17 protein-coding genes are annotated in these 18114 nt (G+C 59.2%); 5 read left to right on the forward strand and 12 right to left on the reverse strand.

Going from position 1 to position 18114, the window contains the following annotated elements:
• Positions 1–96: 96 nt before the first annotated feature.
• The gene (locus tag KW848_RS20795; protein WP_218537934.1) at positions 97–1296 is read left to right on the forward strand and encodes a CaiB/BaiF CoA-transferase family protein; all 1200 of its coding nucleotides are present in this window, start codon (positions 97–99) and stop codon (positions 1294–1296) included.
• Positions 1250–2218, forward strand: a complete 969-nt coding sequence (locus KW848_RS20800; protein ID WP_218537935.1) for a TIGR02285 family protein — start codon at positions 1250–1252, stop codon at positions 2216–2218. The genes KW848_RS20795 and KW848_RS20800 overlap by 47 nt, the downstream gene beginning before the upstream one ends.
• Before the next feature lie 170 nt (positions 2219–2388).
• Here the strand turns inward: KW848_RS20800 and KW848_RS20805 are convergent, their stop codons facing one another.
• The 11 genes from KW848_RS20805 to ffh all read right to left on the reverse strand — a co-directional run bounded on the left by KW848_RS20805 (position 2389) and on the right by ffh (position 12788).
• Positions 2389–2676: a DUF3509 domain-containing protein gene (locus KW848_RS20805; RefSeq protein WP_033056390.1), complete on the reverse strand. Its 288-nt coding sequence runs from the start codon at positions 2674–2676 to the stop codon at positions 2389–2391.
• 162 nt (positions 2677–2838) lie between these two features.
• On the reverse strand, positions 2839–4197 hold the full coding sequence (locus tag KW848_RS20810) for a transporter substrate-binding domain-containing protein (RefSeq protein ID WP_218537936.1): 1359 nt from the start codon (positions 4195–4197) through the stop codon (positions 2839–2841).
• 121 nt (positions 4198–4318) lie between these two features.
• A complete protein-coding gene (gene thrC / locus KW848_RS20815) occupies positions 4319–5728 on the reverse strand; it encodes a threonine synthase (RefSeq protein WP_076029878.1) in 1410 nt (469 codons plus the stop codon).
• Between the two features lie 66 nt (positions 5729–5794).
• A complete protein-coding gene (locus KW848_RS20820; protein WP_074880855.1) occupies positions 5795–7099 on the reverse strand; it encodes a homoserine dehydrogenase in 1305 nt (434 codons plus the stop codon).
• 134 nt (positions 7100–7233) lie between these two features.
• Positions 7234–7965, reverse strand: a complete 732-nt coding sequence (dsbC, locus tag KW848_RS20825) for a bifunctional protein-disulfide isomerase/oxidoreductase DsbC (protein WP_192406304.1) — start codon at positions 7963–7965, stop codon at positions 7234–7236.
• Positions 7966–8221: 256 nt separating this feature from the next.
• Positions 8222–9118, reverse strand: a complete 897-nt coding sequence (xerD, locus tag KW848_RS20830; protein WP_074879884.1) for a site-specific tyrosine recombinase XerD — start codon at positions 9116–9118, stop codon at positions 8222–8224.
• Between the two features lie 99 nt (positions 9119–9217).
• The gene (gene rplS / locus KW848_RS20835; RefSeq protein WP_003175895.1) at positions 9218–9568 is read right to left on the reverse strand and encodes a 50S ribosomal protein L19; all 351 of its coding nucleotides are present in this window, start codon (positions 9566–9568) and stop codon (positions 9218–9220) included.
• A gap of 45 nt (positions 9569–9613) precedes the next feature.
• Positions 9614–10387 (reverse strand): tRNA (guanosine(37)-N1)-methyltransferase TrmD, encoded by a 774-nt coding sequence (gene trmD / locus KW848_RS20840; RefSeq protein ID WP_173667518.1) that lies wholly within the window; start codon positions 10385–10387, stop codon positions 9614–9616.
• The gene (rimM, locus tag KW848_RS20845; protein WP_008014731.1) at positions 10369–10905 is read right to left on the reverse strand and encodes a ribosome maturation factor RimM; all 537 of its coding nucleotides are present in this window, start codon (positions 10903–10905) and stop codon (positions 10369–10371) included. Before rimM ends, trmD begins: the two co-directional genes overlap by 19 nt.
• A gap of 5 nt (positions 10906–10910) precedes the next feature.
• On the reverse strand, positions 10911–11162 hold the full coding sequence (rpsP, locus tag KW848_RS20850; RefSeq protein ID WP_007944872.1) for a 30S ribosomal protein S16: 252 nt from the start codon (positions 11160–11162) through the stop codon (positions 10911–10913).
• A gap of 249 nt (positions 11163–11411) precedes the next feature.
• Positions 11412–12788, reverse strand: a complete 1377-nt coding sequence (ffh, locus tag KW848_RS20855) for a signal recognition particle protein (RefSeq protein WP_218537937.1) — start codon at positions 12786–12788, stop codon at positions 11412–11414.
• Positions 12789–12998: 210 nt separating this feature from the next.
• Here ffh and KW848_RS20860 point away from each other — a divergent pair, with 210 nt between their 5' ends.
• The 3 genes from KW848_RS20860 (at position 12999) to KW848_RS20870 (ending at position 16755) form a co-directional block, all read left to right on the forward strand.
• Positions 12999–13811, forward strand: a complete 813-nt coding sequence (locus KW848_RS20860) for an inner membrane protein YpjD (RefSeq protein WP_218537938.1) — start codon at positions 12999–13001, stop codon at positions 13809–13811.
• 12 nt (positions 13812–13823) lie between these two features.
• Positions 13824–15059 carry a transporter associated domain-containing protein gene (locus tag KW848_RS20865; RefSeq protein WP_218537939.1) on the forward strand — a complete coding sequence of 412 codons (1236 nt, stop codon included), beginning with the start codon at positions 13824–13826 and terminating at the stop codon, positions 15057–15059.
• Between the two features lie 379 nt (positions 15060–15438).
• On the forward strand, positions 15439–16755 hold the full coding sequence (locus tag KW848_RS20870) for an MFS transporter (protein WP_218537940.1): 1317 nt from the start codon (positions 15439–15441) through the stop codon (positions 16753–16755).
• Between the two features lie 120 nt (positions 16756–16875).
• On the opposite strand, the gene purT is transcribed toward KW848_RS20870, so the two are convergent.
• The gene (purT, locus tag KW848_RS20875) at positions 16876–18057 is read right to left on the reverse strand and encodes a formate-dependent phosphoribosylglycinamide formyltransferase (protein WP_218537941.1); all 1182 of its coding nucleotides are present in this window, start codon (positions 18055–18057) and stop codon (positions 16876–16878) included.
• Between the last annotated feature and the right edge of the window lie 57 nt (positions 18058–18114).

Below are 18114 nucleotides of genomic sequence, written 5' to 3' on the forward strand. Positions count from 1 at the left end.
GCAATCCACGAATTGAAGGCGATCAACCTTGGTCGTCTGACGTTCGGCTATGTTAAAACCCTGTCTTCGCTCAACCTTTGTCCTACAGGATCCAGCATGCCGCTCACCGGAAAACCGCTCTCAGGGCTGAAAGTCATTGAATTGGGTACGCTGATCGCCGGTCCGTTTGCCTCGCGCATTTGCGGCGAGTTCGGTGCCGAGGTGATCAAAATCGAGTCCCCCGATGGCGGCGATCCGTTGCGCAAATGGCGAAAACTGTATGAAGGCACCTCGCTGTGGTGGTTCGTCCAGGCGCGCAACAAGAAATCCCTGACCCTGAACCTCAAACACCCCGACGGCTTGGCGATCCTGAAAAAACTGCTCAGCGAGGCGGACATCCTGATCGAGAACTTTCGCCCTGGCGTGCTGGAAAAGCTCGGCCTGAGCTGGGAAGTCTTGCACGCACTGAACCCGAAACTGGTGATGGTGCGCCTCTCGGGTTTCGGTCAGACCGGGCCGATGAAGGATCAGCCAGGCTTTGGCGCCGTCGGTGAATCCATGGGCGGCTTGCGCTACATCACCGGGTTCGAAGACCGGCCACCGGTACGCACCGGGATTTCCATCGGTGACTCTATTGCTGCGTTGTGGGGTGTAATCGGCGCATTGATGGCCCTGCGTCATCGCGAGGTCAACGGTGGCCTTGGCCAAGTGGTGGATGTGGCGCTGTATGAAGCGATCTTCGCCATGATGGAAAGCATGGTCCCGGAATTCGACGTGTTCGGTTTCATCCGCGAACGCACCGGCAACATCATGCCGGGCATCACGCCCTCTTCGATCCACACCAGTGCCGACGGCAAACATGTGCAGATCGGCGCCAATGGCGATGCGATCTTCAAACGCTTCATGCTGATCATTGGACGCGAGGATCTGGCCAATGACCCTGTGTTGGCGAGCAACGACGGACGCGATAGCCGTCGCGACGAGATTTATGGGGTGATTGATCGCTGGGTCAACTCGCTGCCGCTGGACGCCATCATCGAGCAGTTGAATCAGGCCGACGTACCGGCCAGCCGGATCTTCAGTGCCGAGGACATGTTCAGTGATCCGCAGTACCTGGCCCGGGAAATGTTCCTGAAGGCCAAGTTGCCGGATGGCAAAGATTTCAAGATGCCGGGAATCGTGCCGAAACTCTCAGAGACACCCGGAACATCGGAATGGGTCGGGCCGCAGTTGGGCGAACACAATGCGCAGGTACTCAACGATCTTGGTTATGACAAGGAACAGATCGCAAAGCTGCGTGAAGACGGGGCCATCTAAGCTGAGGCGCCTGCTTGCGCGGCCCATCAACCACTGCCTGACGCGCGGCGGACGAGCATTGTGCGCGTTCGGGTTTTTTCTGTTGCTCGCCGGCCAGGCTCAGCCAACGTGGGCGCAGCCGAAGGAAACCCTGGTCTGGCTGTTGCGCGACCTTCCACCGCTGATGATTTTCGAAGGATCTAAAAAGGGCCAGGGCGTCATTGATCAACTGCTGCCGCTGCTGATCGCCCGCATGCCGCAATACGAACACACCCTGATGCGAGTCAATCGCGCTCGCGGCTTGCAAATGCTCCACGAGCCATCCCTCACGTGCGATGCGGCGCTGAACTGGAGCAAGGAGCGCGATGACTGGATCGCGTTTTCCATCCCGGTCTTTCGGGCCATGAGCAATGGCCTGGCCGTGCGACGCGTTGATCGGGAGATCCTGGCGCCCTTTATCAAGGACAGCGAAGTGGACCTGGCGGCCCTGCTGGCCAGTGGCCGGGAGAAACTGGGGATTATTGCCGAGCGCAACTACGGCGAATATCTCGACGCGCTGCTCAAACAAGCGCCAGCCAACTCACTGACCCTCCACTACGGTAACGATGCCTTGGGCAGTCTGTTGCAAATGCAACGCCTCGGGCGCTTGCGGATGCTGTTGGGGTACCGCTCGGAAATCCGCTACCAGGCCCAGCAGCAAGGGATCGCGGAAGATGAATTGCAGTTCTACCCGATTCGCGGCACGGGCAAATACCTGTCCGGTTACATCGGCTGTACCGACACTCCCCAGGGCCGGCAGGCGATCATCGAGATCAACCAACTGCTGCGCACCCTGCCCCACGATCACTTGAGCCAGGCATACGCCGCCTGGCTGGACCCCGAAAGTCGCAGCGACTACCTGGAAGCCAGCCGGGCATTTTTCCTGCAGCAGGCCGAGCAATGACAAATCGCAGGCAAAAAGAAACCCCGAGAAGTGGGGAGACGACTCGGGGTTAAACGTGGTCTACATAAAGACCAGTGGCAGCAAGCTACAAGCACCGGAGCACAATGCTTGATCCTGCTGTTACAAGGTCTGACTGACCTAAGCGCAGGAAGGTTCCCACAAAAAACAATTCAATTCCGGTTGGCCAGGATCTTGTCCTGTGCAGCATTACGTAACGCCGCAATGACGCAGGGCTCCAGCCTGCCTTCGGCGATCAGCACGTCGCGATGCAATCCGTCGACGACATCCGTCAGCAGACGTTTGCTGGTCAGTTGGGCCTGATTGAACGCCCGCTCGACCACGATCGCGCCGGTCGCATTTTTCAGTGTCACCAGGCATTCGCCATGGGTTCCCGACGGGGTCAACGTTACCTGATACGGGCTCAGAGCTTCACCGAGCAATAGACTGATACTTTCCATCTCGATCACCACTCAATAGTCCGAAAACAAAGTGCCTGGGGCGTACCTACAGTAAATGACCACTGGCTCGAGAAGAAAGTTCTGGATACCGACTGCTGGGAAACCTGCGCCTCGGGTCAATAGAGCATGCACGGCCAAGATGACAGATAAAAAACAGCCGCGTCATGCCTGTTGCTTGCGCTTGCCGATATCGGTCCATCCTCCCAGCAAGCCCCGCAATTGTCCGTCGGCACCGTAAAAAGGCACCGTCCACTGATAGATATGCCTGACGCCGTTGTTGAACATCAATTGACGCTCACTGAAGCGCGTCTTGCGCGTACCGAGCTGGGCCATGAACTCTGCATGCAGCAGTTCGGCAGTCTCTTTGGGCAACACGTCCAGTTCAATCAGCTGTCGTCCCTGAACCTGATCAAAACGGGTCGACAAGCCCTCCTCATAACTTTTGTTGCACATGATCAAACGCCCTTCCAGATCACGAACAAACACCGGATCTGGCATGGCGTCCATCAACGCATGCTGGAAGGCGAGCTGATCACTCAGACTTTTCTCGGCATCCACGCGTTGCTGGATCAATAGCGTGAGCCGTCGGTTCCAGAGCAGGGACAACAGGCCGAACAGGCTGGCGATAAACATTCCCCAGCAGCCCCACTCGGCGAGTCGGTGCCAGGTGCCAGGCACCTTGACGGGGGCAATCCCATTGAGCCATTTCAGGCGAATGGCGCGCAATTCGGCAGGATCAAGCGCCTCGAGCGCCTTGTTGAGGATGCTCGACAGCTGAGGCTGACCTTTGCGTACGGCCAGGTGGTCCGCCTCCCATTTGCCCTCCACCGTATACCCGACCTTGAGCTGCCCGGACGGATAGAGTTGCGCTCCGGTTTCATTTTCGATGGTGGCATAGGCCTCACCGCTCTCGACCAGCGCCCGGGCCTCCGCGTAGGTTTTAACCGAGCGCAGCTCGATGTCAGGATAGTCGCGGAGAATCGTGGCCTCCAGCGCATGCCGGGTCGGCAACACCAGAACCCTTCCCGACAGCTGCTCCAGGGATTGCACCTCTGGCGCCCCGGCCCGCCCGACGAACACCCAGCCAGCGCCACCGAACGCATGACTGAAATCCAGAAACGTCTTGCGTTCGTCATTCATCGCCAGCGTCGTGCTCATGTCCGCTGCGCCACTTTCCAGTCGCCCGAGCAACTGATCGGTGGAAAACGATTCTTCGTGAACAAACCGCAATCCCGTCATCGCGCTGATGCGGTTGAGCAGATCATTGTTCAAGCCGCTCCATTGGCCGTGCTTATCCTTGAACAGGTACAGCGGGTACTGCACCGAGGCGACGATGACTTTTGAATGCTCGGCAATCCATTTCAACTCCTGAGCATCCAGCTCGATCCTTGGGCCAGTAACCGATCCTTTGGAATCGGTTGCCGACAATTGCGACGCGCTCCCCCATTGAGCAAAGCCCAGGGTGCCGACTAAAAAAAACATCCAGCACGCGGCTGGTTTTAACCCTCTGAAAAACAGCATTGCCACTTCCTTCGCGATCAACTCGCCCGTCCTTCATGGGGCGAAAACCCGACAAGTGTGGCACGCAGAAATGAGAAAGCCCGTCAGGAGACGGGCTTCAAAATGTGACAGTTTTAATTGGTTACAGAGGCTTGCCGCGGTTGCCATGCTTGCTGACAAAGGCCTGCACGGCTTTCAGGTCATTTGGCAGCACGGTGCAGCGCTCATCTCTTTCAAACAAATCAGAAAGATGTGCAGGCAGTTCGAGCGCTTTTCCTACGCCAGCTTTTTCCACTGCGTCCGGGAATTTGACCGGATGCGCCGTACCGAGGATCACCATCGGGATATCCAGGCTGCGACGGCACTCGCGCGCCGCCTTCACGCCGATGGCGGTGTGCGGATCAAGCAGCTCGCCGGTTTGCTCGAAGACTTCGGCGATGGTTTCGCAGGTTTGAGCATCGTCCACAGCCAGCGAATCGAACAGCTTGCGGGCTTCGGTCCAGCGTTCCTGTTCGACGCTGAAACCGCCACCCTGCTTGAAGGTGTCCATCAGCCCGGCGATCGCTGCGCCGTTGCGACCGTGCAGGTCGAACAGCAGGCGTTCGAAGTTCGACGACACCATGATGTCCATCGACGGCGACAGCGTGGCGTGCAGGGTGTCCTTGACGTACTGATTGCCGCTCATGAAGCGGTGCAGGATGTCGTTGCGGTTGGTGGCGACGATCAACTGGTTGATCGGCAGGCCCATGTTGCGTGCCAGGTAACCGGCGAAGATATCGCCGAAGTTGCCGGTCGGCACCGAGAACGATACCGAGCGCGCCGGGCCGCCCAACTGCAGGGCTGCGTGGAAGTAGTAAACGATCTGGGCCATGATTCGCGCCCAGTTGATCGAGTTCACTGCCACCAGACGCGTGCCTTTGAGGAAGCTCTGGTCGGCGAAGCTGGCCTTGACCATTTCCTGGCAGTCATCGAAGTTGCCTTCGATCGCGATGTTGTGGATGTTCTCGCCGAAGATGGTGGTCATCTGGCGACGCTGCACTTCAGACACACGGTTGTGCGGGTGCAGGATGAAGATGTCGACGTTTTCGCAGTGCTTGCAGCCTTCGATGGCGGCCGAACCGGTGTCGCCAGAGGTGGCGCCGACAATCACTACGCGCTCACCACGTTTTTCCAGCACGTAGTCGAGCAGACGACCCAGCAGCTGCAAGGCGAAGTCTTTGAACGCGAGGGTCGGGCCGTGGAACAGTTCCAGCACCCATTCGTTGCCGTTCAGCTGACGCAGTGGTGCCACGGCGTTGTGCGAGAACACGCCGTAGGTTTCTTCGAGGATCTTTTTGAAATCGGCATCAGGAATGCTGCCGGTCACGAATGGGCGCATCACCCGGAAGGCCAGCTCGTGATACGGCAGGCCGGCCCAGGAAGCGATTTCTTCCTGAGTGAAACGTGGCAGGTTTTCCGGGACGTACAGACCACCGTCCGTGGCCAGACCAGCCAGCAGGACGTCTTCGAAATTCAGGGCCGGTGCCTGGCCGCGGGTACTGATATAACGCATGACTGGCTCCAATAGACAGTGTTCGCAAACCCGGGCTCGCAAGCGAGCCCGGTGAACGATAACGGCTTAGTTCAGGTGCTCGACGCGGATCCGTACGACCGGACCGACTACCCCCGCCAAGGCTTCCAGGGCGGCGATCGCGTCGTTCATGTGCTGTTCCAGCACGCGATGAGTCAGCAGGATCATCGGCACCAGGCCGTCGTGTTCTTCGACTTCCTTCTGCATGATCGATTCGATGTTGATGCCGCGCTCCGACAGGATGCTCGCCACCTGCGCCAACACGCCCGGATGATCCTTGGCCTGAATACGCAGGTAATAGGAGCTCTCGCAGGCCTCGATCGGCAGGATCGGGTGGGCCGACAGCGAGTCCGGCTGGAACGCCAGGTGCGGTACGCGGTTTTCCGGGTCGGACGTCATGGCGCGAACCACGTCCACCAGGTCGGCGATCACCGACGAAGCGGTCGGCTCCATGCCAGCGCCAGCGCCGTAGAACAGGGTCGAACCGGCGGCATCTCCGTTGACCATCACTGCGTTCATCACGCCGTTGACGTTGGCGATCAGGCGATCGGCCGGGATCAGCGTCGGGTGCACGCGCAGTTCGATGCCGGCCGCGGTGCTGCGCGCCACGCCCAGGTGCTTGATGCGATAGCCCAGCGCTTCGGCGTAGTTCACGTCAGCGGTGGTCAGCTTGGTGATGCCTTCGGTGTAGGCCTTGTCGAACTGCAGCGGAATACCGAACGCGATGGACGCCAGGATCGTCAGCTTGTGGGCCGCGTCGATGCCTTCAACGTCGAAGGTCGGATCGGCCTCGGCGTAACCCAGGGCCTGTGCCTCGGCGAGTACGTCTTCGAAAGTCCGGCCCTTCTCACGCATTTCGGTGAGGATGAAGTTACCGGTGCCGTTGATGATGCCGGCGACCCAGTTGATGCGGTTGGCCGACAGGCCTTCACGGATCGCCTTGATCACCGGAATGCCACCGGCCACGGCGGCTTCGAACGCCACAATCACGCCCTTCTCGCGGGCCTTGGCGAAAATTTCATTACCGTGAACGGCGATCAACGCCTTGTTCGCGGTCACCACATGTTTTCCGTTCTCGATCGCTTTGAGTACCAGCTCGCGGGCAACGGTGTAGCCGCCCATCAGCTCTATGACGATGTCGATCTCAGGGTTCGTGGCCACTTCGAAGACATCGTTGGTAATCGCAATACCGGTCGTCTGGAACTGAGGCTTTGGCGTGCGCATGGCAATTTGTGCCACTTCGATTCCACGCCCGGCACGACGAGAAATTTCCTCGGCGTTACGCTGAAGTACGTTGAAGGTACCGCCACCGACGGTCCCTAACCCACAGATGCCTACTTTGACCGGTTTCACTGTGAACTCCCCATGAAACGGCCGACTCAAGGCCGGCCGTGAAAACAACCGCATACTCGCGGTTCTCTATTAATGGCCCGGCGAACGCTGCCGCCGAACCACGATCGTCAATGGCTGACCGTGACGATGCGAATTTACTTCGCGCCCAACGCCAGTTTGGCGACTTGTGGCGCAGGCTGGTAGCCCGGAATGACCTGACCGTCGGCCAAAACGATGGCCGGTGTACCGTTCACGCCGATCGACTGACCGAGGGCGAACTGCTTGGAAACCGGGTTATCGCACTTGGCGGCCTTGATTTCCTTGCCGTCGACCATCTTGTCCATGGCCGCTTTCTTGTCTTTCGAGCACCAGACCGCTTGCAGCTGCTCATCACCCGGTGAGCCCAGGCCCTGGCGCGGGAACGCGACATAACGCACTTCGATGCCGCGCTTGTTCAGCTCAGGCACTTCAGCGTGCAGCTTGTGGCAGTACGGGCAGGTGGTATCGGTAAACACGGTGATGTGCGATTTGGTTTCGCCGATCGCCGGGTAGACCACGGTTTCCGCGACTGGAATGGCGTTGATCAGTTTGGACACGCCCAGGCGTTCGGCCTTCTCGGTCAGGTTGATCGGTTTGCCGTCCTTGAGCTGGAACATGTAGCCCTGCACCACGTATTGGCCGTCGGCGCTGGCGTAGAGCACGCGGCTGCCTTGCAGCTTGACCTCGTACAGGCCCGGCAGCGGACTGGCGGTGATGCTTTCTACCGGCACCTCGAGCTGGAGGTTTTCCAGGCTTTTACGAATGGCTTTGTCGGCCGCATCATCGGCGACGGCAAAGGTACTGACCAGCGCAATGGCTGCGGCGGCGAAAATCTGGGTCAGACGCATAAGAACTCCTGAAGGCGGACAAATGGGACGATCAGAACGCCCGTGCCGAAACACCGGGTCATAAACGCCCACCGTGCAAACCGGCAAAGCCTACCACATAAGGCCCCTGTGGCCGAATGCGGGTGATGCGGGACATCGTGGTGACGCTGGCTCTTATGTGGGAGCGGGCTTGCTCGCGAATGCGGTGTGTCAGTCGACATCATCTTTGACTGACACACCGCATTCGCGAGCAAGCCCGCTCCCACAAGAATCGTGATCATCCGCGCGGGTGGTGTTTGGCGTGCAGGTCCTGCAAGCGGGCGCGGGCGACGTGGGTGTATATCTGCGTAGTCGACAGATCGCTGTGGCCGAGCAGCATTTGCACCACCCGCAGGTCGGCGCCGTGGTTGAGCAAGTGGGTGGCAAAGGCATGACGCAGGGTATGCGGCGACAACGACTTGCCGATCCCGGCAACCTTGGCCTGGTGCTTGATGCGATGCCAGAAGGTCTGCCGGGTCATCTGCTCGCCGCGCTGGCTGGGGAACATGACATCGCTGGGACGCCCGCCAAGCAGCTCCTGGCGGCCATCGCGCAGGTAACGCTCGACCCAGACAATCGCCTCCTCCCCCATCGGCACCAGCCGCTCCTTGCTGCCCTTGCCCATCACTCGCAGCACGCCTTGGCGCAAATTGACCTGTTCCAGCGTCAGGCTGATCAGCTCCGTCACGCGCAAGCCGCAGGCATAAAGCACTTCGAGCATGGCGCGGTCACGTTGGCCAATGGCTTCGCTCAAGTCTGGGGCCTTCAACAGCGCTTCTACGTCCGCTTCCGACAGAGATTTGGGCAATGGCCTACCGAGTTGAGGCATATCGACGCGTAACGTCGGATCGACCGCGATCAACTTTTCCCGCAGCAGATAGCGGTAAAAGCCGCGCACACCCGAGAGAAATCTCGCAGTGGAACGGGGTTTGTAGTTCTGCTCCAGGCGCCAGGCCAAGTGATCGAGGATCAGCTCGCGTCCGGCGTTGATCAGCTCCAGGTTTTTTTCCTGCAGCCAGCCGTTGAACAGGGCCAGGTCGCTGCGATAGGCATCGCGGGTGTTATCGGAAAGACCTTTCTCCAGCCACAGCGCGTCAAGAAACTGGTCTATCAAAGGATGATCGATGGCGGGCATAAAGGCTCAGGCAAGACCGACAATACGGTCAGGGAAGATAAATCGCAGGCAACAAAAAAGCAGCCCGTAGGCTGCTTTTTTCTGCATCGGAAGCTGGACTTAAGCCAGTTTTTCCTTGATGCGAGCTGCTTTACCGGACAGGTCACGCAGGTAGTACAGCTTGGCTTTACGTACGTCACCGCGACGTTTAACGGCCATGCTGTCGATTTGCGGGCTGTAGGTCTGGAAAGTACGCTCTACGCCAACACCGTTGGAGATTTTACGAACGGTGAAAGCACTGTTTACGCCGCGGTTACGCTTGGCGATAACAACACCTTCGAACGCTTGCAGACGCGAACGGTCGCCTTCCTTCACTTTCACCTGAACGACAATGGTGTCGCCCGGGGCAAAGGTAGGGATCTCTTTGGTCATCTGCTCTGCTTCGAGTGCAAGGATGATTTTGTTAGTCATGCTGTGCTCCTAAGGTAAATCGTCGGATCTACCATCGATACGTTGTTAACTATCGTCCCGCTCGCGGATGTATTCCTCGAGCAGCTTCTTCTCTTCTCCAGAAAGCGAGCGGCTTTCCAGAAGATCGGCGCGTCGTTCAAAGGTCCTACCAAGGGACTGCTGTAAACGCCAACGCCGGATATGCGCGTGATTGCCACTTAGCAATACGTCGGGAACACGCTGATCCGCATACACCTCCGGTCGGGTGTAGTGCGGGCAATCCAGCAAACCATCCGTAAAGGAATCTTCCTCGGCGGAGTCCGCATGCCCTAAAGCTCCAGGCAGCAGTCGTGTAACCGCATCGATCAGGACCATCGCCGGCAGCTCGCCGCCAGACAGTACATAGTCGCCAATCGACCACTCTTCATCGACATGAGCATCAATAAAACGCTCGTCAATGCCTTCATAGCGGCCGGCAATCAGGATCAATGCATCCAGATTCGCCAACTCGCGTACCGCCGACTGAGTCAGTTGACGGCCTTGGGGGGACAGGTAAATTACCTTCGCCGCCTCCCCGGCTGCTGCCTTGGCCTGAACCAACGCATCTTCCAGGGGCTTGATCTTCATCACCATGCCCGGACCACCGCCAAATGGGCGATCGTCCACAGTGTGATGTCGATCCGTCGTGTAGTCTCGCGGATTCCAACAGGTGAGCTGCAAGAGCCCCTGTTTCACCGCACGACTGGTGATGCCGTACTCGCTGATGGCGGAGAACATCTCGGGAAACAAACTGATCACTTCTACGCGCAGGTTAGCCACGTTTAGAAGTCCGCATCCCATTCCACCTTCATCTCGCCTGCGGCAAGGTCGACGGCCAACACGCATTGCTCCGTATAGGGCAACAGGCGTTCGCGATCATCCAGGCTGCCAGCGCAAGGCTTGACCACCATTACATCATTGGCGCCGGTTTCCAGAAGATGATCGATTTTCCCGAGCAATTGCCCGAGTTGATCAATGACCTTCAGACCTTCCAGCTGGTACCAGTAGTACTCGCCGTCGGTCAATTCAGGGAACAGGTTGCGCGGCACGCAGATCTCATAACCGGCCAGAAGACGCGCTTCTTCACGATCATCAAGACCCTTGAGCTTTGCGACCAGGAACTTGTCGTTCCCGCGTCCGCTGACCAGCTCGACCTGTTTCACATTACCTTCGCGCTTGAGCGTCCAGGTTTTGTACTGCAACAGGTTTTCAGTCGGATCAGTAAAGGAATACACCTTCACTTCGCCGCGAACGCCATGAACCGAATAAATTTTGCCGATAACGATCAAATCATCAGCAACAGCTGGCGTCGCGTTCATATTGCTCAGGCCGCAGCCTTAGCCGCGTCCTTCAACAACTGAGCAACACGCTCAGAAGGTTGTGCACCAACGCTCAGCCAGTAGGCTACGCGCTCTTGGTTCACGGACAGACGGACTTCTTGACCACGAGCAACAGGGTTGAAGAAACCAACCTGTTCCTTGTGCGAACCGTCGCGCGGGTTGCGGCTGTCGGTTACGGTCAAGTGGTAAAACGGGCGCTTTTTGGAGCCGCCAAGGGCAAGACGGATTGTTAGCATGTGAACATCGTTCCTGTAGTCGGTGCTGCAAATCTAAAGGCACAGCGGGCATAGGTGCCCGAAAGGCCGCATATTCTAAGGAATATCCGGACTTTTGCAAATGTCTTTTTCCGACGGTCTTTCGGCCGCCATCAAGATTTGCTATAGAGCCGTCGTTGAAAACGGCCAGTCAGCTCCCGCCAAGTGCGGGTTTGCTGGAGATCCCACTTCCGTGTGGGAGGTGCAAGGGCAAGCCCCCGCGTAAATTAATTACATTCTAGGCGCGCCGCCGCCGGGCAACATACCGCCCATGCCGCGCATCATTTTGGCCATTCCGCCTTTTGCGGAGAACTTCTTCATCATCTTCTGCATCTGCTTGTGCTGCTTGATCAAGCGACCGATGTCCTGCACCTGAGTGCCGGAACCCATGGCGATCCGGCGTTTACGCGAACCGCTGATCATCTCAGGGTCGCGGCGCTCAGCCGGGGTCATGGAATTGATGATGGCTTCCATCTGCTTGAATTGTTTCTCTGCCGCGCCTTGAGCATTGCCCATCTGCGCCAGGTTCATACCGCCGATGTTTGGCAGTTTGTCCATGAGGCCGCCGAGGCCGCCCATGTTTTTCATCTGTTGCAGCTGATCGCGGAAGTCTTCGAGGTCGAAGCCCTTGCCCTTCTTCAGCTTCTTGGCCAGTTTGTCGGCCTTGTCCTTGTCGAGGGTCTGCTCGGCTTGCTCGATCAGACTGAGCACATCGCCCATACCGAGGATGCGCGAAGCAATACGCTCAGGATGGAACGGCTCGAGCGCGTCGCTCTTCTCGCCCATACCGATGAACTTGATCGGCTTGCCGGTGATGGCGCGAACCGACAGTGCAGCACCGCCACGGGCGTCGCCGTCGACCTTGGTCAGGATCACACCGGTCAGCGGCAGAGCATCGCCGAAGGCCTTGGCCGTGTTGGCGGCGTCCTGGCCGGTCATGGCGTCGACCACGAACAGTGTTTCAACCGGGTTGATCGCGGCATGCAGCGCCTTGATCTCGCCCATCATCTCTTCATCGATGTGCAGGCGACCGGCGGTATCGACGATGACCACGTCGATGAATTTCAGTTTTGCTTCTTTAATGGCTGCTTGCGCGATGTTGACCGGCTTCTGGCTCAGGTCGGACGGGAAGAAGGTAACGCCGACTTCACCCGCGAGCATTTCCAGCTGCTTGATCGCTGCCGGACGGTAAACGTCCGCAGACACGACCATGACCGACTTCTTCTTGCGCTCTTTAAGGAAGCGCGCGAGCTTGCCGGCGGTGGTGGTTTTACCCGCCCCCTGCAAACCGGCCATCAGCACGACGGCGGGAGGAACGGCGCTCAGGTTCAGGTCTTCGTTGGCCGCGCCCATCAGGCTTTCGAGTTCGGCCTGGACGATCTTCACGAAGGCCTGGCCCGGCGTCAGGCTGCGCGACACCTCGGTGCCGACGGCGCGTTCCTTGACCGAATTGACGAAGTCCTTGACGACCGGCAAGGCGACGTCAGCTTCGAGCAACGCCATGCGCACTTCGCGCAGGGTGTCTTTGATGTTGTCTTCGGTCAGCTTGGCCTTGCCGGTGACATGGCGCAGCGTCTGCGAGAGACGGTCGGTTAAGTTTTCAAACATTGCGCGATCCTTTCAGGCCCTGTGTAGACCGGGATAATGGCGGCCCAGACCGGAAAAAACATGTGCTCGGCGAGCCTGCGGCGTGGGCAGGTCGCGGATTATAGCGAAGACTGCGTCTGGCGGACACCTCGTCGTCAGGTTGCATGGTCTTTCGTGCTGTGGGGGTTCTATGCCAAACTCAGCGCCTTTCGGGCTTGCCTAACAGGATTTATGCTCCCCTTGTCACCCAGTTTGCTAGCTACCCTCGCCGCCGCCTGCTTATATGCCGCTGCGACCCTCTATCAGGGCACTCGTCTGGCCACCGGTGCCAAGGCGAACAAACGCCTGCTGGTCACGCTCGGCGTGCTCGCCGTGCTGGCTCATAGCGCCAGCCTGTTCACCCACCTGCTGACACCGATTGGCCTGGGGCTGGATTTTTTCAGCGCCGCCAGCCTGATCGCAGCCGCGGTGATTGCCCTGACGCTGTTGGCCTGCGCGCGGATCCCGGTGGAAAACCTGCTTATATTGCTGTTCCCGCTCGGCGCCGCCACCGTGCTGCTCGCACAGTTCGCCCCCGCCGGCACCGTGCAGATCATCGACGAAGAACCGGGCATTCTCGCCCACATCCTGCTGTCGATCCTTGCCTACGGCATGTTCACCATCGCGGTATTCCAGGCATTGCTGCTGCTGGTTCAAGACCATCAGCTCAAGCACAAACACCCGTCGGGCCTGATCAAGAACTTCCCGCCGCTGCAAACCATGGAAAGCCTGCTGTTCGGTTTCCTCTGGGCCGGCTGGACCCTGCTGTCGCTGTCGTTGATCTCCGGCTGGCTGTTCGTTGACAACCTTTTCGCCCAGCACCTGGTGCACAAAACCTTGCTGGCATGCCTGGCCTGGATCGTCTTCAGCGTGCTGCTATGGGGCCGTAATCGCCTCGGCTGGCGCGGCCACAAGGCCATTCGCTGGACCCTCGCCGGTTTCTGCCTGCTGATGCTGGCTTATTTCGGCAGTAAGCTGGTTCGTGAATACATCCTGCATATCTGACGGGCGGCATTAATGGACGACTTGCCCATAGGGCCGATGCTCGCGGTAGTGGCCCTGCTGATTTTATGGTCGGGGCTGTTTACCGCCATCGAAGCTGCGCAACAGCACTTGCTCGCCCAGCGGACAGCTTCGCGCTCGAGCGACAAGCCGGTGGCAAAACTGAGCTTTTCGCTCAACAGCCTGATCCTCTGCAACACCCTGTGCCGCGCACTGGTCGTGGTCATCAGCACCTTGCTGGCGATTTTCACTTGGGCGGAAAACGGTCCATGGGTGGCCTGCCTGGGGGCTGGCGCCGTGCTTCTGGTGTTCGCCGACTACCTGCCGCGGAGCCTCGCCGTGCGTTATCCGGACGCCGTCCTGGCCCTGGGTAACACCTTGCTGGGCGCGCCACTGAAAATCATCTATCCCGCCGCCTGGTTGCTCAATGGCATAAGCCAGCTGCTGATGCGACCGTTCGCCCGCAAAGTCAAAGTGGTGCAGCAGAGCGAAGACGAGACCCCGAACCATCGGCACGACGATCACGAACACGCCGCCTGCCGCCCACACCCGCTGTCAGGCATCCATGCGCTGGACAACATCACGGTCAACGACATTCTGGTGCCACGCAGTGACGTCGACGGGGTCAATCTGGACGACTCCCTCGAGGAAATCATTGAGCAGCTTCGCGCCAATAAACGCACACGCTTGCCGGTTTTCCACAGCGACATCAATCAGGTCGAGGCGGTGCTCAATACCCGGCAGATCCGCCATCTGCTGCCTGACGCCAGCCTGACCCGTGAGGCACTGCTGGCAGCCTGTCATGACCCCTACTTCGTGCCGGAAAGCACTCCGCTGCAACTGCAGCTGTTGAATTTCCACAAACAACAGCGACGCCTGGGCATGGTGGTTGACGAGTATGGCGAAGTGCTCGGTGTCGTGACCCTGGAAGACATTCTCGAAGAAATCGTCGGCGAGTTCGAAAGCCAGCACAGCCTGGATAACCCGCACATCCACCCACAGGCCGATGGCCGCCTGGTGATCGAAGGGGCGGCGTCGATTCGCGAACTGAACAAGAGCCTGGGCTGGCACTTGCCGAGCGACGGCCCGAAAACCCTCAACGGGTTGGTGACCGAGGCGCTGGAAACGATTCCGGACAGTGCGGTATGCCTGAAAATCGGGCGTTATCGGCTGGAGATTCTGGAGACGGAAGATAATCGGGTCACGCGGGTTTTGATCTGGCATACCAGTTCAGTCCCCGCAGTAATCTAAACCGTGGCACCTCCCCTGCGCTGAGGGGGTTTATCTGCGGAGTGGGATTTATCTGTGGCGAGGGGATTTATCCCCGTTCGGCTGCGAAGCAGTCGTCAACCCATCGAAAGCGGTTTGACTTTGAAGTACTGGGGCCGCTTCGCAGCCCAACGGGGATAAATCCCCTCGCCACAATTGCATTACCAGCCTTATCCACTTGTTGTCATCGCCAGCACTTGGCCACTTGTTCGATCGTTAGCCTCCTTCCTATAATCATCCCCGCTTACCCAAGCCCCGCCATACCCCCGTGCTACCCGCACCCCGCATCAAACCCACATCCCTGGGTGTTCGACCATAATAATTCGCTCCACTGGGGCACATGACTGTCAGGGATAACCGCATGACGACCAGCACGACTTATAACGACACCGCGCCTGCGCAGCCGACGAACTCCGCCACCCGCGTGGCGACCGCGAGTTTCATCGGCACGGCCATCGAGTTCTACGACTTCTACGTCTATGCCACTGCCGCTGCGCTGGTGATCGGTCCGGTATTTTTTCCGCAGACCTCCGGCACGGCCCAGATGCTCTCGGCGTTCCTCACCTTTGGCATCGCTTTCCTGGCTCGACCGCTGGGCTCGGCGCTCTTCGGCCACTTTGGTGACCGCATCGGGCGAAAATCGACGCTGGTTGCCTCGTTGCTGCTGATGGGCGTGTGCACCACGCTGATCGGCGTACTACCGGGTTACGACAGCATCGGGGCCTGGGCGCCGATCCTGCTCTGCGTGCTGCGCTTCGGCCAGGGCCTGGGACTCGGCGGCGAATGGGGCGGGGCGGCGCTGCTGGCCACCGAGAATGCACCCAAGGGCAAACGCGCCTGGTTCGGCATGTTCCCACAGCTTGGCCCCTCGATCGGATTCCTCGCAGCCAATGGGTTGTTTCTTACGCTGGCCATGACCTTGAACGACGAGCAGTTCCGTTCGTGGGGCTGGCGGATTCCGTTCCTGCTCAGCGCCGCGCTGGTGATGGTGGGTCTGTACGTGCGTCTCAAGCTTCACGAAACCCCGGTGTTTGCCAACGCAATGGCTCGCCAGGAGCGGGTAAAAATCCCGCTGGTCGAGCTGTTCAGCCAATATTGGGCGCCGATGTTGCTGGGTGCCGGATCGATGGTGGTGTGCTACGCGCTGTTCTATATCTCGACGGTGTTTTCGCTGAGCTATGGCGTGTCGACGCTCGGCTACACCCGAGAAACCTTCCTCGCGCTGCTGTGCTTCGCCGTGCTGTTCATGGCCGCCGCTACGCCGCTGTCGGCCTGGGCCAGTGATCGATACGGGCGCAAACCGGTGCTGATCATCGGCGGTGTGCTGGCGATTCTGTCCGGCTTCCTGATGGAGCCGCTGCTGACCCAAGGTTCGACCTGGGGCGTGGCGCTGTTCCTGTGCATCGAGCTGTTTCTGATGGGCGTGACGTTTGCGCCGATGGGCGCGCTGCTGCCTGAGCTGTTTCCAACCCGCGTGCGTTATACCGGTGCGTCGGCGGCCTACAACCTGGGCGGTATTGTCGGGGCCTCGGCGGCGCCGTTCTTCGCACAGAAGCTGGTGGCGATGGGTGGTTTGAGTTATGTCGGCGGGTATGTGTCGGGGGCGGCGGTGCTGAGCTTGATTGCTGTGCTGTGCCTGAAGGAAACGCGCAATAACGATCTGAATCGAGTGGTCTGAAGAAAAAGCAAAAGCTTCGCGAGCAAGCCCGCTCCCACATTAGATTTTGGATGCATACAAAATCTGTATTCACACCGGTCAAGTGTGGGAGCGGGCTTGCTCGCGAATGGCGCGACTCGGTTACAGCTCTACAACAACAGCCTGAGAAGCGCGGGTCGCTTTAGCACGAGCCGCGTCAATCGACTCATCACGCGCCAACGCCACACCCATCCGACGCTGACCATTCACCTCAGGCTTGCCGAACAGACGCAACGCCGTATCCGGCTCGCTCAACGCAGCGCCCAAATTGGCGAATGCGGTTTGTGTGGACTGTCCTTCCACCAGAATCACCGCCGAAGCCGATGGACCGAACTGACGGATCAATGGAATCGGCAGGCCCAGAATCGCCCGTGCGTGGAGCGCGAACTGCGACAGGTCCTGGGAAATCAACGTCACCAGACCGGTGTCATGTGGACGCGGCGAGACTTCGCTGAACCAGACTTGATCGCCTTTGATGAACAGCTCGACACCAAACAGCCCACGACCACCCAAGGCTTCAGTGACGGCTTTGGCAACGCGCTCGGATTCGGCCAGGGCAATCGGGCTCATGGCTTGTGGCTGCCAGGATTCCTGATAGTCGCCCTTCTCCTGACGGTGGCCGACTGGCGCGCAGAACGTAGTGCCGCCAACGTGGCGCACGGTCAACAGGGTGATTTCGTAGTCAAAGTCGATAAAGCCTTCGATGATCACGCGGCCTTTACCGGCACGGCCGCCTTCTTGAGCGTAATCCCAAGCGGTTTTCACGTCATCGGCACTGCGCAGCAGGCTCTGGCCTTTGCCCGACGAGCTCATCACCGGTTTAACCACACAGGGGAAGCCGAGGTCTTCGACAGCCTTGCTGTAATCCTCGAAGGTGTCGGCGAAGTGGTACGGCGAGGTCGGCAGGTCCAGCTCTTCGGCGGCCAGGCGACGGATGCCTTCACGGTTCATGGTCAACTGCGCCGCGCGAGCGGTCGGGATCACGGTGAAGCCTTCGGCTTCCAGCTCCACGAGGGTCGCGGTGGCAATGGCTTCGATTTCCGGCACGATGAAATGCGGCTTTTCGGCTTCGATCACCGCACGCAGGGCGGCGCCGTCGAGCATGTTGATCACATGGCTGCGATGCGCGACCTGCATGGCCGGCGCGTTGGCGTAGCGATCCACGGCAATCACTTCAACGCCCAGGCGTTGCAGCTCGATCACCACTTCCTTGCCCAACTCGCCACAGCCACACAGCAATACGCGGGTCGCGGTTGGCGACAATGGAGTTCCGATACGGGTCATCTCAGGTCCTCAAGAAGCGGATCATCGAGGGACGCGACGCCTGGCGCGCTTCCCATG

Origin of the sequence: Pseudomonas sp. PDM25 (assembly GCF_019219045.1) — a bacterium.
Lineage (GTDB): Bacteria > Pseudomonadota > Gammaproteobacteria > Pseudomonadales > Pseudomonadaceae > Aquipseudomonas.